Annotated in this window: 12 protein-coding genes; 3 read left to right on the plus strand and 9 right to left on the minus strand. The window is 34.0% G+C overall.

The window, feature by feature from the left end; genetic code table 11:
* Positions 1–92: 92 nt before the first annotated feature.
* From B3L86_RS06035 to B3L86_RS06055, 5 genes are all read right to left on the minus strand, one after another.
* Entirely contained in the window at positions 93–1193 is a 1101-nt protein-coding gene (locus B3L86_RS06035) for an aspartate kinase (RefSeq protein WP_291116333.1), read from the minus strand.
* Positions 1180–2172, minus strand: a complete 993-nt coding sequence (locus B3L86_RS06040) for an alpha/beta fold hydrolase (RefSeq protein WP_291116336.1) — start codon at positions 2170–2172, stop codon at positions 1180–1182. The genes B3L86_RS06035 and B3L86_RS06040 overlap by 14 nt, the downstream gene beginning before the upstream one ends.
* Positions 2173–2273: 101 nt before the next feature.
* Positions 2274–2732, minus strand: a complete 459-nt coding sequence (locus tag B3L86_RS06045) for an OsmC family protein (protein WP_291116339.1) — start codon at positions 2730–2732, stop codon at positions 2274–2276.
* 2 nt (positions 2733–2734) lie between these two features.
* Complete coding sequence (locus B3L86_RS06050; protein ID WP_291116342.1) at positions 2735–4027, minus strand: O-acetylhomoserine aminocarboxypropyltransferase/cysteine synthase family protein; 1293 nt, start codon at positions 4025–4027, stop codon at positions 2735–2737.
* Between the two features lie 582 nt (positions 4028–4609).
* Positions 4610–6169, minus strand: coding sequence for a T9SS-dependent choice-of-anchor J family protein (locus B3L86_RS06055; protein ID WP_291116345.1), 1560 nt, complete (start codon positions 6167–6169; stop codon positions 4610–4612).
* A 290-nt stretch (positions 6170–6459) separates the two neighbouring features.
* On the opposite strand from B3L86_RS06055, the gene metK reads away from it, so the two are divergent.
* Positions 6460–7710 (plus strand): methionine adenosyltransferase, encoded by a 1251-nt coding sequence (metK, locus tag B3L86_RS06060; protein WP_291116346.1) that lies wholly within the window; start codon positions 6460–6462, stop codon positions 7708–7710.
* 69 nt (positions 7711–7779) lie between these two features.
* On the opposite strand, the gene B3L86_RS06065 is transcribed toward metK, so the two are convergent.
* Together B3L86_RS06065 and B3L86_RS06070 are read right to left on the minus strand one after the other, a co-directional pair.
* Positions 7780–10518 carry a carboxypeptidase regulatory-like domain-containing protein gene (locus B3L86_RS06065; protein WP_291116349.1) on the minus strand — a complete coding sequence of 913 codons (2739 nt, stop codon included), beginning with the start codon at positions 10516–10518 and terminating at the stop codon, positions 7780–7782.
* A gap of 40 nt (positions 10519–10558) precedes the next feature.
* On the minus strand, positions 10559–11464 hold the full coding sequence (locus tag B3L86_RS06070) for a GLPGLI family protein (protein ID WP_291116352.1): 906 nt from the start codon (positions 11462–11464) through the stop codon (positions 10559–10561).
* 129 nt (positions 11465–11593) lie between these two features.
* Here B3L86_RS06070 and B3L86_RS06075 point away from each other — a divergent pair, with 129 nt between their 5' ends.
* Together B3L86_RS06075 and B3L86_RS06080 are read left to right on the plus strand one after the other, a co-directional pair.
* Complete coding sequence (locus B3L86_RS06075; protein ID WP_291116355.1) at positions 11594–12385, plus strand: hypothetical protein; 792 nt, start codon at positions 11594–11596, stop codon at positions 12383–12385.
* Positions 12385–12999, plus strand: coding sequence for a deoxynucleoside kinase (locus B3L86_RS06080; protein WP_291116358.1), 615 nt, complete (start codon positions 12385–12387; stop codon positions 12997–12999). The genes B3L86_RS06075 and B3L86_RS06080 overlap by 1 nt, the downstream gene beginning before the upstream one ends.
* A gap of 67 nt (positions 13000–13066) precedes the next feature.
* On the opposite strand, the gene B3L86_RS06085 is transcribed toward B3L86_RS06080, so the two are convergent.
* Both B3L86_RS06085 and B3L86_RS06090 read right to left on the minus strand, forming a co-directional pair.
* Positions 13067–15463, minus strand: coding sequence for a sodium-translocating pyrophosphatase (locus B3L86_RS06085; RefSeq protein WP_291116361.1), 2397 nt, complete (start codon positions 15461–15463; stop codon positions 13067–13069).
* A 111-nt stretch (positions 15464–15574) separates the two neighbouring features.
* Positions 15575–16105 carry an inorganic diphosphatase gene (locus B3L86_RS06090; protein ID WP_188361285.1) on the minus strand — a complete coding sequence of 177 codons (531 nt, stop codon included), beginning with the start codon at positions 16103–16105 and terminating at the stop codon, positions 15575–15577.
* Between the last annotated feature and the right edge of the window lie 4 nt (positions 16106–16109).

A 16109-nucleotide genomic window follows, 5' to 3' on the forward strand; every position in this document is an offset into this window, starting at 1 on the left:
TAGAATATTTTTCTGTTTTTTATTAAAATTTGTTGTTTGACAGAAAAATATTCTGTAAATAATGAATTTGGCAATTAATTAATTGGTTAAAATTAATTAAAAACTGATTCTTTTAACTTGATTTTTTCGGCAATTTTGAGAATATCATTCAAAACACCTCTGGCTGTGACTTGTTTTCCGGCACCGGCACCTTGAATGACGATTGGGATTTCGCCATAGGATTTTGTGTAAATTTCGATGAGATTATCGGCTCCTTTGAGTTGTCCGAGGGCTGAATTTATTGGTGTTGAAATGAGTTTGACTTCGAGTTTTTGGTTGACAACATCGAGGTCGCCAACATAACGAAGTACGTGATTTTCGGATTGGGTAATTTTGGCGATTTCATAAGGTTTATCGAGCAATTGTTTATTGGAAGCGTATTCCGCTTTGGAATTTTCATCGTTTAAATCGGGCAATAAAAGTGATGAAATTTGCACGTCTGAAAACTCTTTTTGAATGCCGATTTCTCTGGCTAAGATGAGTAATTTTCGGGCGACATCATTACCTGAAAGATCTTCTCGGGAATCGGGTTCGGTGTAACCGGATTTTTCGGCTTCTTTTAAAATGGATGAAAAAGTGGTGTTTTCGTTACCAAATCGGTTGAAAATATAGCTTAACGAACCTGAAAAAACGCCTCTTATTTTAGTGATTTTTTCGCCGGAAAGATGTAGTTCATTGATAGTTTGAACGACGGGCAATCCGGCACCTACATTGGTTTCGTAAAGAAAAGCTTGATCGAATTTTTGAAGGTTTCGACGTAACTCTTTGTAAAAATCGGAATGTAACGTATTGGCTTTTTTATTGGCTGCGACGATGCTGAAACCGTTTTGAATGAGCGGAATGTAGAATTTAATCAACTCTTCGCTGGCAGTGGCATCGACAGCGATGAGATTTTCGAGGTTATTGGATTGTACATATTCGACAATATCTTCAATGGAATAAGGAAAAGCGGCTTGTTGAAAATTGGCTTCCCATTGGTTTTTGATACCTTCTTTTTCGAAAAATGCGACAGTTGAATTGGTTATGATGGGAAATCGTAAATCGATATTTCTTTTTTCGAGAAAAAATTGTTGGCTTTCTAAAACTTGATTGATGAGCGTGCTTCCTACGTTTCCGATTCCGAAGAGGATAACATTGATTCTAAGCGTTGACATATTTTTGCGTGTTTTGAGTGTTGAAAATGGGTGATAAAAAAGTAGCTAATTGATTGAATTCAATTAAAAAAGCATCGTGACCGTGGATGGATTGAATTTCGTGATAGAAAACATTTTCTTTTATTTTTTTTAGGTTTTGATAGGTTTCACGATTTTCTTCGGCGATGAAAAAATAATCGGCATCTACAGAAACAATGTGAATGTTGGCTTGAATTTGACTTGCGACTGTTACAAAATCTTTTCTGTTTTTGGTAATATCATTCGTTTTTAGCAGATGATTCATTAATTTATAGGATGATAATCGAAAGCGATTTTTTAGTTTGGAACCGTGATTTGTTAACCAATTTTCAACTTCAAAAACGTTCTGTTGTTTGCGTTGAAAACGTTGATTGATGGACTGAGGTGTTCGATAGAGCAACATCGCGTGCAAACGAGCATCGGCAATTGGATCATCGGAATTATTGAGAATTTTGTCTTGAATGAGCACGTTGGCAATCACCCAATCAGTTGCTTTCCAATCGGTTGCAATTGGAATTAGGTTTTTAATTTTGGTGGGATGTTGAGCGGCCATTTCCCAAGCGATTGCACCACCTAAACTTCCGCCGATAACAGTGAAAAGTTCATCGATATTGAGATGAAATAATCCTTCCCAAAAAATTCTTGCGACATCACGAATGGTAAAATCTTTGTAATCTGAAATTAAATTTCCAAAAACATTATCATATCCGTTTCCGGGGATATTGAAAGCGATGATTGTGAAATAATTGGTATCAATGGTTTTATTTTCACCAATTAAATCGTTCCACCAACCGTTTTCACCTGTGATGGTTGAGTTTCCGGTTAAGGCGTGATTCACCAAAACTACGGGAGCATAACCGACGGGTTGTCCGAAGGTTTCGAAATACAACGGAATATAGGGTCTGACTTTTCCAATTTCTAAATTGAAATTAAATAATTCGATTTTTTTTAAGTTTTTCATATCACTTTTTCTCGCTTTTTTTAAAAACTGTCTTTTTTCAAACGTGGAAAAAAGACAGCTTTGAACAAACAAACAAAACCTATACAAACATAAAAGTTGTATTATGCTGCTTCTGTGGTTGAGAATTCTTTTAATAAAGTCAGCTCAACCGGAGTGGGATTAATCAGATTATCTTGAATGGGACAACGGTTTTCAACGGCTTCAATCCACGATTTTAATTCTTCCAAAGTGGCATCCGAAGTAGGTTTAACCACGACTTGAATTGATTTGAATCCGGCTCTTTCATAGCTAATTTTTCCCTGGTATTTGTCTAAACTAAGGGTTCCGGATACTTCAACTTGAAGTGATTTTAAATTTATTCCTTGTTCTATTGCTACTAATTTTCCAACGGCATTAATGCATCCGGCATAACCGGCGAGCAAATACTCGAGTGGACTTGGCCCTTCTAATTCAGGAAAATTTTCATTTTTGCTGATTCTCACATCAAAATTTTGTGCTTTTACAACAAATTGATTATTGGCTTTGGCATAGCCTAAAACGTTTACTATTTTCTGACTCATGATTAAGTTAATTGAGGGGTTTTTATGGTTTGAAATACGGCTTTTAGATCGGCTTTTAAATCTTCGATGTCTTCTAATCCGACGGAAAGACGAATTAAATCTTTGGTAACGCCGGTTGCTTCTTGATCGGCATCAGACAATTGTTGGTGCGTGGTGCTTGCCGGATGAATAATCAATGATTTTGTGTCTCCGATATTAGCCAAAAGCGAGAACAATTTGGTTTCATCGGCTACTTTTTTAGCTGCTTCAAATCCGCCTTTGAGTCCGAATGTGACGATACCGCTTTTTCCTTCAGGTAAATATTCATCGGCTAATACTTTGTATTTTGAAGTTTCTAAACCGGGATAATTTACCCAAGCCACTTGTTCTTGGCTTTGCAACCATTGGGCTAAAGCCAATGCATTTTCGCTGTGTTTTTTAATTCGGATTTCTAAGGTTTCCAATCCTTGAATGGTTTGAAAGGCGTTGAACGGACTTAATGCCGCACCGAAATCGCGAAGACCTTCGATTCGAACTTTAGCGATAAACGAGGCTGCTCCAATAACTTCATAATATTTTAATCCGTGATAACCGGCAGAAGGTTCTGTAAATTCAGGGAATTTTCCGTTGCTCCATTCAAAATTTCCGGCATCTATGATGGCTCCTCCCAACGATGTTCCGTTTCCGGTAATGTATTTGGTTAAGGAATGAATGACAATGTCTGCACCGTGTTGAATTGGGTTTAGCAAAAAGGGTGTTGCCACTGTATTATCCACAATAAAAGGAACTTTGAAGGCTTTCGCTTCTTTTGAAATGGCTTTTAAATCGAGTACATCTAATTTTGGATTTCCGAGACTTTCTACAAAATAAGCTCTGGTATTTTCTTGTGAAGCTTTGGTGAAATTTTCAGGATTGGATGGATCCACGAATGTGGTGGTAATGCCTAATCTTGGCAAGGTTACACTCAATAAATTATAGGTTCCGCCATACAAACTGTTGGAAGCAACGATGTGATCACCAGCTTTTAACAATGTTAAAAAAGTTGTAGCAATAGCGGCAGTTCCTGATGCAGTGACTACCGCTCCTATTCCACCTTCGAGAGTTGCTAAGCGTTGTTCTAAAATGTCGTTGGTTGGGTTGTTTAGTCGGGTGTAGATAAAACCGGCTTCGGCTAAACCAAAAAGATTGGCTGCATGTTGCGAGTTATTAAATACATACGAAGTTGTTTGATAAATTGGGACAGCTCTTGTTCCTGCGTTTTGGGTTACATCGTGTCCTGCGTGTAAGGCATTGGTTGAGAATTTTTGTGTGCTCATGATTTCAAGTATTAAGATTAAAGTATTAAATATTAAGATTTTTAGATTTTTGTATAAAAAAAAGTCCTTTTGAATGGCTTACCAAAAGGACTTTAAAACAAGTGTATAACTAGATTATATCTTTCGCTTTTGGCAATGAGGAATCATCATGCAACAACAGATGTGCATCATCATACGGTTCATTATAATTTTATTTGTAGTGTTCATTTTTTAAAAAGTTGCTGAGTTACTGAGGTTCTGAGTTGCTGAGAATTTTTATATAAAAAAAACCTCTGCTTTTTGGCAGAGGTTCAATTGTGTTTATTTTAAAAAATTTAAAATTTATGCAATAGGTTTCCTCTGCGGAGCTTTCCACATCATACGACAACACATATTGCAAATTGTAAATTTCATTATTCAGATTTTGATTTGGCAAATTTAGAAACATTTTCTAAATAAAAAAATAATTTAGATTAATTTTCTAAATTTTATTATTTTAAAACAATTTAATAGATTTTTATTCTAATTATTTTAAAAATTACGGAAAAATAAATTAAAAAAAATCCGGAACTAAGTCCGGATTTTTTTTATGTAAGAATGTAATTAATTTTTAATAATTTTAGTTGTTCCAGAACCATTGTCAGAATAAATAGTAACAAAATACATTCCAGAATTTAATTCCGAAATTGAAAGCTGTGCTTCCATTACGCTATTAAATGACACTTCTTTAATAACAGATCCTTTAATATCGGTAAGTATTACTTTATTTATTACAGAATTAGAAATAGCCTTTAAAACAAAAAAATCGGTTGTTGGATTTGGGTAAAGTGTGAAATTTGAATCAACAAATTCATTAACAGACAAAACAGAAGTTAAGTTAAACGTATCCAACCCCAATGAAACTGCTCCAGCTGCACCTGGAGTAAAATGATGAAAACCAAAATAATGAACTCCCGTAGTTGTAGGCGTATAGCTTACAGTATATTGAGTCCAGGCTATATTTGAAATAGTACTTGATGTCCATAATGTATTTGATTGTGCAGCAATTGTCGCCTCATTACCAACAGTCATTTTAATACTTTGCGGATTAACTGCTCCAAAATTTCTTAAATAAAAAGTTATTGTATTAGTTGAATTAGCTTCTAAATAAATAGGTTTTGAAAACAACCATCTATTTGTAGGAGTACCTACAACTGTACTGCTATTTGAAAATACCATTTGAGAACCTGCTTGAGGGTTTCCTGCAGTAGCATTTGTTGACCAAGCCCCAGACCAACCATCTGCTCTATAACCTCCATCAACAGTATCAAATCCGTATGAATACGAAGGTGCTCCAGCAACTGCAGTGAATAATGAATAAGGGCCAACCCAAGCACCTGTAGTTGCACCATTTTTACTTCTAACAAAATATTGATATCTTGAATTTGCTGTTAGACTTGTAACAGAATGAGATGTTCCTGTAACAGATCCTGACACAGAAGGTGTATGACCTGGTGCACCCCAAGAATAATCATATTCTGTAATCCCTGTTGCTGCAGTCCAATTAAAAGTACCGCTTGTTAAAGTTATATTAGAGTTGGTCATTAATCTTCCAGGTGCAGGGCAAGTTCCACTTGTTACATAAACATTATCAATCCCCAAAAGAAACATATCATTTGAAAAATTTTGAAATGCAATATAAACATTTTGTCCGGCAAAAGAAGAAAGATCTAGACTTCTATTTGTCCATGTAGTATTTTCTCCAGTAGTTGTTCCATTTCCAATTGTTAAAAGAGGGGTAGTGAAATTTGCAGGAGTATTTCCACTAGTAGAAACATAAACTCTATATGCATCAGGATAAGTAGCATCATAAGCTCGAGCATGCCAATACAAAGTTGATGTTCCTGCAGGAATAGAGATTTGTGGGCTTACCATCCAGTCATTAGCAATTCCTGCTGGAGTATAATAAGAATTACTCATAGCAATATTATTGTCAAATTCTTCTGGTGTTTGTACCCATGCCGCATTTACAAAATTTACAGATGCATTAGGAACTAAATTATCTTGATTATACAATGTCCATTGTGACAATGGTCCGTTTACAGTTTCAAAACCAGATTGAAAAACCTGAGAACTTGAAAGCATTGGAATGCAAATTAGACTAAAAAGTAATAATTTTTTCATAATTGAACGTTTTAAATTGATTGTAAAAATAAATATTTTTTCTCATTTTGTACGAAAGATGAGAAATATTTTTATGTTAAAAAAACAAAAAAATATTAAAATCATTAAATATTTAATTTGCTTTCATACATTTGCATCCATTAAAAAAGAGGAAAAATTTGTACTGATTGCGACCTCGTAAAAAAAATGCTAAAGCAGAATTCTTCTTTAGTCACTTTTTTTCAGTCTAATTTTTCACTTTTAAATATTTATTAATCCTGAAGTAATTCAGTAAAATTAAAAAAATAATTATGGCTTATTTATTTACGTCAGAATCAGTAAGTGAAGGACATCCTGACAAAGTAGCCGATCAAATCAGTGACGCTTTAATTGATAACTTTTTAGCATTTGATCCGGAATCAAAAGTAGCCTGTGAAACTTTAGTTACAACCGGACAAGTGATTCTAGCAGGTGAAGTTAAATCGAACACCTATTTAGATGTACAGCAAATTGCAAGAGATGTTATTAAAAAAATTGGTTACACCAAAAGTGAATACATGTTCGAGGCTAATTCGTGTGGTATTTTATCAGCTATTCATGAGCAATCCAGTGACATTAATCAAGGCGTGGACAGAGCAAACAAAGAAGAACAAGGAGCCGGTGATCAAGGAATGATGTTTGGTTATGCCACAAATGAAACTGAAAACTATATGCCTTTGGCATTAGATTTATCTCATGCAATTTTAATTGAATTAGCTAATTTAAGAAGAGAAAATAAAGAAATCACCTATTTACGCCCTGATGCAAAATCACAAGTTACTTTAGAATATTCTGATGACAACAAACCGGTTAGAATTGATGCTATTGTAATTTCAACGCAACACGATGATTTTGGACCTGAAACAGAAATGTTGGCTAAAATTAAAAGTGATTTAGTTGCCATCTTAGTTCCTAGAATTAAAGCAAAATACCCACAATATGCTCATTTGTTTAATGACAACATCACCTATCACATCAATCCAACCGGAAAATTTGTAATTGGTGGTCCACATGGTGACACCGGTTTAACCGGAAGAAAAATTATTGTGGATACGTATGGTGGAAAAGGAGCTCACGGTGGCGGTGCTTTTTCTGGAAAAGACCCTTCAAAAGTGGATCGTTCTGCGGCTTATGCTACACGTCATATTGCTAAAAACTTGGTTGCTGCGGGATTATGTGATGAAATATTAGTGCAAGTTTCTTATGCAATTGGAGTTGCAAAACCTACCTCAATCAATGTCAATACTTATGGTACGGCAAAAGTAAATTTAAAAGACGGCGAAATCAGCAATATAGTTGAAAGCCTTTTTGATATGCGTCCTTACTTTATTGAGCAACGTTTGAAATTAAGAAACCCTATCTATAGCGAAACTTCGGCTTATGGCCATATGGGAAGAAAACCGGAAATCGTGACTAAAACATTTACAGCACCTGGAGGTTTATCAAAAACCGTTGAAGTGGAATTGTTTACTTGGGAAAAATTAGATTTTGTAGAAAAAGTGAAAACTGCTTTTAGTTTGTAAAAACGGTATATTCAAAACAAAAAAACATCCTTTAATTGGATGTTTTTTTGTTTATGAACTGAATTGAAATTATAAATTATATTTCAGTGAGAAAATGATATATCGAGGTTGTACAAAATATTGCGAAGTTCTGAATCCCGTTTGATTGAAACTATCGTCGTTTAACGAACCTGTGTTTAATAAGTTTGTTGCTCCAATTCGATATTCCATTTTTGCATCTTTCTTTCTGTAATTCAAACTTGCATTCAAGAAATCGTATTTGTTATCAACTGTTCCAGATGTATTACTATAATTGTAATAATCATAATTAGCAACAAATGAAAATCCGCCCAAGAAGAAATAATCTACTTTTATAAAAGGTTGTTGTGTTGTAAAAGTTTCGCCTTGGTAATCATTTAAAGTTACCGCATAACCAACTTCTACATTAGGCCATTTTTTAAACTGAGTCCCTAATGACCCTCTATAAGTTTGGCCAAATGATTCTGTTGTTTGAATTAAATCCGCATCAGGATTTTCAGGATCAGCACTATTTATACGGCGTGTGTTGAATCGCGACCAATTCATATTCAAACCAACCGATGCTTTGTAAAACTTCATGAACGAACGTTGGTAACCAATATTTCCATTAACACTTTCATTTTCTACATCTAAATTTGCTCGCTCACTAATTTGATAAATTTGATTAAAAAACACTCTATTAACCACAGGATCTGTTGTTTTAGAATAGTTTAAATTTCCAAAAATAGTGGTAAAATTAAATAAGTTATATTTAAAATAACGCAACGAATGTGTTTGCTGTAAAGCGTTTTCTAAATATCGATTACCTCTTCCCAAAGCATTAAAATTATTGATAGTAAACCCTTGAGTAAACGAATTAATGTCACTAAAAATATTGGCCATTCTGAAGTTGTAGGTCAGTGATTCTGATTTTTTTATTTGATATTGAGCAAATAAATCCGGCAAAAGCCTACTGAAATCATCGCGAACTCTTGAGTTTAGCTGGTCGTTATAGGTATTGTATCTATGAAATGTTAGTCCGGGATTAAACGTAAATTTCCCGGTGATAAATTTATAATGAGCTCCGATGTAGGCATCATTAAAACTGTATTGAACTTGGTTTTTATACAAATCATTATCAATTGAAAATTGTGTTCCGCTATCTAAAAGTTGAAAAATACTTGAATTGTAACTTTGATAAGAATTGGTATTTCCAAGAGTGATATTAAAAATCGATTTCAAATTTAACGAATAGTAATAATCAATTTTTGCATCCAATTTATTGGTCTTTACAAAACGATTTTGATTGATATTAAAACTACTTTGATCAGCATCAAAACCAATTACAGGAAAAGGGTCATTTGCTAAATCGGGATTATAGAACGGATCTTCATCTTGATACAAATGTTGCATTTCAAGAGCCCAAGTGTTTTTGTCATTTTGTGTCCAAAACATATTTAAACTTTGGTTTACAGCAATTGGATCTTGTTCTTTAAATGAAAAAACAGTGTTGGTTTGCTCTAAATTTCCATCCGGATTAAAAGTTACCGAATTTGAGAAAACAGCATTATCTTCAGATTGTGATGACTTTCTCATAGAAACATCATAATCAAACTGAAAAGCGGCATTGGGTTTAAATTTTGATCCAAATTTAAAAATGGCTAAATTATTTCTAACATTCGATAAATCAGATCTGCTTTCCTGAGTTAAAATTTCTGTAGAATTGGGCTGAAAAATTCCATTACGCGATTGTGTATTAGTAATTGTTTTATTTGATGATAAAACTCCAAACCCACTAATATTCCATGTTTTTGAAATTTGTTGCGTTACGTTTATTGCACCAAATTTATTGTCGATTTCTTCTGCTCTATCGTTGCGTTGCGTTGAAATTCCTAAATCATTGCTTGACACGTTAAAGTTGGTTCCACTTCTTCCAATTGTGTTTCGTGAACCTCCTGTTAATCTAAAATAATCTCGAAGAGAAAACGGAACATCTCCAATATTATTGAAGTTTGACAACACATTGACGCTTGTTTTTGGGCTGTAGTAAAATAATTTTGGGTTAACAATAAATCGCTCATCAGGTCCTGCCCCTGCTGAAATATCTCCAAACCAAAATTTATTTTTCCCCTTTTTTAACTTGATATTAATTGCAACATCATCATTATTGTTTTCCAAACCTCGAAGTTGACTTACTTCTGTGAAGTTTCTTAAAACCTGAACTTTATCTACCGCATCTGATGGGATGTTTTTGGAACCAAGTTTTGTGTCGCCTTCAAAGAATTTCTTTCCATCGACTAACATTTGTGTTACTCTTTTCCCTTCTACTTCAATTTCACCATCCGCATTGACCTCAACCCCGGGAAGTCGTTTTAAAATATCTTCAAGTTTTTGTTCTGTTCCCGTTTTAAATGAATCGGCATTGTAAATAATAGTATCGCCTTTTATGGAAACGGGCATTTCCTGGACTATTTCAACACCATCTAGAGCAAAACCGCCTTCTCTCAAAGTAATTCGTTTTTGAACATCCTCTGTTGTTGTTTCTATGATAGTTTCATAAGCTTGAAAACCTATGTAACTTACTTTGATTTTATATTTTGAATTGGCTTTTAAACTTAACTGAAATCTGCCTTTGTCATTGGTAATTCCGTAACCGTCCATTCCCTTTGTTTCTTGATTGATAGCCATAACATTTGCCATTTCCAAGGGTTTGCCTAATGTGTCTTGAATAACACCTTCAAATCTGATACTTTGAGCTTGAATACCGGTTGCAATTACTAAAAATAAAAATACTAATTTAATTTTTGTCATAATGAATATCTTAATAAAATGAAATAAAAGTTATAGTGTATTATCCACCAACTCTCATTTGAAAACCTCTATTTCCACCTTGACCTTGATTCATTTGACGCATTTCTTCCATTTTTTCGGTAACAATTTTATCATATTCTTGTTGCGTAACAACTTTCCCTTTTTTTGGAGCTTTTATGGATGCTTTTTCTTTTGGATTGATTACTATTTTAGAACACAAGATTGTTGTTTTTCCATCGCTAACTTCTAATATTAAACCCGGTAAACCCCAATAACTCTCAGGACCTTGACTGACAGGAATGTCTGGCGTATACCAAGCAGTAACGACCACTTCTTTTGGCATTTCCCAACCATCTGTAAAATTGGTTGTTTTTTTCTCTTCCTTAGTTTCCTCTTTATTGTCTTCTTTCTTTTCGTCTTTCGCTGGAGTATTTCTTCTGTAATTTCTAAAATCAGATTGCTCGACTTTGCGAACTGCAGTAGCTTTAAAACATAAATAATTTCCTATTTGCTTTGTTTCGCCACTTAATTGCCAATCTAATCTTGGTAACGAATCACTAACTAGAAATTCTTTTCCCATAAATTCTTTATCTACTGAAAAGGTTTTTTCTTTTACATTTTTATAGTGCGTTCCGCCACCACCCATCATTGATGACATAAAACGCATGCCACCACCTTGTCCGGGTTGCTCAATTCGTTCTTCTTCTTTATAAATTGAAGCTGTTTTATCAAAATTTAAAATATATGTTTTTTCAAACATACTTTTCATCCGTTCTTCAATTTGCTTTTGCATTTCAGGAGTTACTTCACGATTCCCTCTAAAACCTGCAGCCATATCTGAAGTACTTGTTTTGGATTCATATACAGCCATTCCTTGAAAATCTTGAGCCTGAAGAGTTGTAAATAAACCAAATACAACTAGAGAAAGTGAGACTAATTTATTCATAAGTTAAAAATTACTAAATTACAGTAACAAATATGTCTTTAAAAATTAAATATAGTTACCAAACATTTGTTAAATTATTCTTTATTTGACGTAATCTATAATTAAAGGTTTAATCGTATCTTCGTATTTATGAAAAATTATTTCCTTTTTCTATTTGTCATAGTATCTACTACACTTTTTTCTCAGGAGAAATCAATTGCTACCTCATTGATAGCAACTGAATTTTTAGAAGCTGACATCTTTGTTGGAAAAGATAAGTTTGGCTTTAATTACTATATTAAAAACAATGTTTTTTTTAAAAAAGACAATCAGGAACTATTTCAATATAAAAATGTTGCATTGGGAAAAATTATGAAAGTTGACCTTTTGAACCCATTAAAAATCATACTCTTTTATGAAAATTTCAATACTATTATAATAGTAGACAATCAACTCAATGAAATTCAAAAAATCAATTTTTCCGAGAATCAAACGCCAATAGTAGCAAGTGCTTTTGGGATTGCAGCACAAAATAAGTTGTGGCTTTTTAACAACCTTACGCAACAATTGGGATTGTTTGATTTGGTCAAGAATAATTTTCAAGCCTTAGCCACTCCGTTTTCTACTTCTATTAAATTATATCAAAGTGATTACAATCATTTTTATTGGGTTGATATTTTAAACCATGCTTATAGTTGTGATTTGTTTGGCAGAATAAATTCTTTAGGCAAAATTCCTGTGGCAGATGGAATAAAATTCATATCTACTCAAGAATATATTTATTCAAAAGAGAATCAATTGTATTGGGTAGATCGTAACAAAAATGAAACCAATCCCATTATAATAGATAAAAAATCGTTCAAAAGTTTTAGTCATAAAGAACAAATTTTGACTATTTTTACAGACCATGAAATAAGCACTTTTAAAATACAATTACCATAATGCACATAGCCATAGCAGGAAATATCGGAGCCGGAAAAACCACTTTAACCAGATTGTTAGCCAAACATTTTAAATGGGAACCTCATTTTGAAGATGTTGTTGACAATCCCTATTTAGATGATTTTTATCATCAGATGGAACGTTGGTCATTCAATTTACAGATTTATTTTTTGAACAGTAGATTTCGTCAGATTTTACAAATCAGACAAAGTGGAAAAAAGATAATTCAAGATAGAACCATCTATGAAGACTCTCATATTTTTGCTCCCAATTTGCATTCAATGGGTTTAATGACCAATCGTGATTTTCAAAATTATATCTCCCTTTTTGAACTCATGGAAAGCACGGTTCAAGCTCCTGATTTACTTATTTACTTGAGAAGTTCTATTCCTAATTTGGTAAGTCAAATTCACAAAAGAGGAAGAGAATATGAAAATACAATTTCTATTGATTACTTGAGTCGATTAAACGAGCGTTATGAAGCTTGGATTCAAACCTATGACAAAGGAAAACTTTTGATTATTGATGTAGATAATATCAATTTTGTTGACAATCCTGAAGACTTAGGAATGATTTTAAACAGAATTGACGCAGAACTTAACGGATTATTTTAGATAAATTACAGATAAAAAAATCCCGTTTCTTGGTTAAGAAACGGGATTTTTAATATTATAAAAGAACTTATTGTTTTTTGAATTCTTCAATTGCCGCATTGACTTCTTCTTCTGTTCCTTCAAAAGTTTGCGTAGTAGTATTTGTTTCACCATCAACAGTTATGTCAATAGTAACATTTGCAGTTACACCACCATCAGCTGATTTTGATTTTTCAATTGAAATTTCTTTATTTTCTGATTTTATTGCTTCAATTAACTCGATAGCTTCAACCTCTTCACCAACTGTTACCGCATCATGACCACCTAATATTGGAGCAATTACCAATCCAATTAAACATGTTAATTTGATTAAGATGTTCATTGATGGACCAGAAGTATCTTTAAATGGATCACCCACTGTATCACCGGTTACAGCTGCTTTGTGTGCATCAGAACCTTTGTATGTCATTTCACCGTTAATCATTACACCTGCTTCAAATGATTTCTTGGCATTATCCCAAGCACCTCCGGCATTGTTTTGGAACACAGCCCAAAGTACACCAGAAACCGTAACTCCGGCCATATAACCACCTAACATTTCAGCAATTAATTTATTGTCGTATCCTAATAAACTAGGTAAAACTGCAATTAAAATAGGGAAACCAATAGTCAGAATTCCAGGCAACATCATTTCGCGTAATGCCGCTTTTGTAGAAATTTCAACACATTTGCCGTATTCCGGTTTTCCTGTTCCTTCCATGATTCCAGGAATTTCTTTAAACTGACGACGCACTTCATACACCATATCCATCGCTGCTTTTCCAACTGAATTCATTGCTAATGCAGAGAAAACTACCGGAATCATCCCACCTACGAACAACATCGCTAAAACCGGAGCTTTAAAGATGTTGATTCCGTCAATACCCGTAAAAGTTACATACGCCGCAAATAACGCTAATGAAGTTAAAGCTGCAGAAGCGATTGCAAAACCTTTTCCGGTTGCAGCCGTTGTGTTTCCAACTGAATCTAAAATATCTGTACGTGTACGAACTTCTTTAGGTAATTCACTCATTTCAGCAATACCACCGGCATTATCGGAAATTGGTCCGAATGCATCGATAGCTAATTGCATTGCAGTTGTAGCCATCATAGCTGAAGCAGCTAAAGCCACACCATAGAAACCAGCTAATGCATACGAAGCCCAAATAGCACCAGCAAAAATTAATACCGTTGGGAAAGTAGAAATCATACCCGTTGCTAAACCTGCAATTACGTTTGTTCCTGCTCCGGTTGATGATTTTTGTACAATTGCCAAAACCGGTTTTGTACCTAATCCTGTGTAATATTCGGTTACAGATGAGATAACACCTCCAACAAATAATCCAACAATAGTAGCATAGAAAACTCGCATTGATGAAATTTCTTTTAAGCCTTCACCAAAGAACTCCATTTTCATAGTTTCCGGCAACATATATTTTACTAAGAAAAAACAAGATATAAGGGTTAAGATGATAGAAACCCAGTTTCCAACATTTAAGGCACCTTGTACTTCTTTTTCTTTAGCGTTGTTATCTTTAATTTTTACTAACATGGTTCCGATGATAGAAAATAAAATTCCAAAACCGGCAATTGCCATTGGTAATAAAATTGGACCGATTCCGCCAAAAGCATCATCAATTGAACCGCCCATATCTTTGATTACATAGTTTCCTAAAACCATTGCGGCCAAAACCGTTGCTACATACGAACCAAATAAATCGGCTCCCATTCCGGCAACGTCACCTACGTTATCACCTACGTTATCTGCAATAGTTGCAGGATTACGAGGATCATCCTCAGGGATTCCTGCTTCTACTTTACCTACTAAATCGGCACCAACGTCGGCAGCTTTGGTATAAATACCACCCCCAACACGAGCAAATAAGGCAATGGATTCAGCACCCAAAGAAAAACCTGCTAATGTTTCAAGAACAATTGTCATGTCGCTAGTAGAAGTCCACGTTCCATTCATAAAGAAATGGAATAATATAATAAAGAAACCTGTTAAACCTAAAACGGCCAAACCGGCAACACCTAATCCCATTACGGTTCCACCGCCAAAAGAAACTTTTAAAGCTTGTGGCAAACTTGTACGAGCGGCTTGCGTTGTTCTAACATTTGTTTTGGTAGCGATTTTCATTCCCATATTTCCAGCTAAAGCTGAAAAAACAGCACCAAAAATGAAAGCTACTACTATTAATATATGTGTTGTTGGAACGACATATGATATTCCTGCTAAAGCGATACTTGCTCCAATAACAAAGAAAGTCAATAAACGATATTCGGCTTTAAGGAAGGCTAAAGCACCTTCGTAGATGTAATCTGAAATCTCTTTCATCTTTCCATCTCCGGCATCTTGCTTTAAAACCCAAGCTCTTTTGGCCCACATAAAAGCTAATCCTAATAATGCCATAAATATTGGCACATAAATCATAATTGAATCCATAACTATGTATTTTATAATTTTTTTAACGATTGCAAAAGTAACAAAATAGGAATAAAAAAAAGCAACTAATCTAAATTGAATGTTGCTTTTTTTATTAAAATAGTAAAATCTTTAACGAATACTAAACAAACCTGCTACTTTGTTTTCCAAATTAGCAAAACGGTCAACACATTGTTCAATGATTTCTTTGGCTTCATTTACATCACCCCAACCTTCTACATCTACCTTTTTTTGTTCTAAATCTTTATAAACTTTGAAAAAATGTTCTATTTCTTTTAGTAAATGCGGGTTTACATCGGATAAGTCGTTTAATTTATTCCAAATTGGGTCTGAAACCGGCACACAAATTACTTTTTCATCAGGTCCTTTTTCGTCTGCCATATGGAAAACACCGATTGGTTTTACTTCCATCACGCATCCCGGAAAAGTAGGTTCGGTTACTAAAACCAAGACATCCAATGGATCGCCGTCTAATGCTAAGGTTTCCGGAATAAATCCGTAATCAGCAGGATACATCATCGAAGAGAAAATCATTCTATCGTAACGTATCTTTTTTAATTCAAAATCGTATTCATATTTATTTCTGCTTCCTTTAGGTATTTCAATTAATACATCGAAAGATTTTTGTTTTGCTGGACTCATAAGT

It is taken from the genome of Flavobacterium sp. UBA6135 (assembly GCF_002428305.1).
Taxonomy (GTDB): Bacteria; Bacteroidota; Bacteroidia; order Flavobacteriales; family Flavobacteriaceae; genus Flavobacterium.

Coding starts and splice junctions, on each gene's coding strand:
- B3L86_RS06035 (WP_291116333.1), bottom strand. CDS start 1,193: ATGTCAACGCTTAGAATCAATGTTATCCTCTTCGGAATCGGAAACGTA.
- metK (WP_291116346.1), top strand. CDS start 6,460: ATGGCTTATTTATTTACGTCAGAATCAGTAAGTGAAGGACATCCTGAC.
- B3L86_RS06090 (WP_188361285.1), bottom strand. CDS start 16,105: ATGAGTCCAGCAAAACAAAAATCTTTCGATGTATTAATTGAAATACCT.
- B3L86_RS06065 (WP_291116349.1), bottom strand. CDS start 10,518: ATGACAAAAATTAAATTAGTATTTTTATTTTTAGTAATTGCAACCGGT.
- B3L86_RS06080 (WP_291116358.1), top strand. CDS start 12,385: ATGCACATAGCCATAGCAGGAAATATCGGAGCCGGAAAAACCACTTTA.
- B3L86_RS06075 (WP_291116355.1), top strand. CDS start 11,594: ATGAAAAATTATTTCCTTTTTCTATTTGTCATAGTATCTACTACACTT.
- B3L86_RS06045 (WP_291116339.1), bottom strand. CDS start 2,732: ATGAGTCAGAAAATAGTAAACGTTTTAGGCTATGCCAAAGCCAATAAT.
- B3L86_RS06050 (WP_291116342.1), bottom strand. CDS start 4,027: ATGAGCACACAAAAATTCTCAACCAATGCCTTACACGCAGGACACGAT.
- B3L86_RS06040 (WP_291116336.1), bottom strand. CDS start 2,172: ATGAAAAACTTAAAAAAAATCGAATTATTTAATTTCAATTTAGAAATT.
- B3L86_RS06070 (WP_291116352.1), bottom strand. CDS start 11,464: ATGAATAAATTAGTCTCACTTTCTCTAGTTGTATTTGGTTTATTTACA.
- B3L86_RS06085 (WP_291116361.1), bottom strand. CDS start 15,463: ATGGATTCAATTATGATTTATGTGCCAATATTTATGGCATTATTAGGA.
- B3L86_RS06055 (WP_291116345.1), bottom strand. CDS start 6,169: ATGAAAAAATTATTACTTTTTAGTCTAATTTGCATTCCAATGCTTTCA.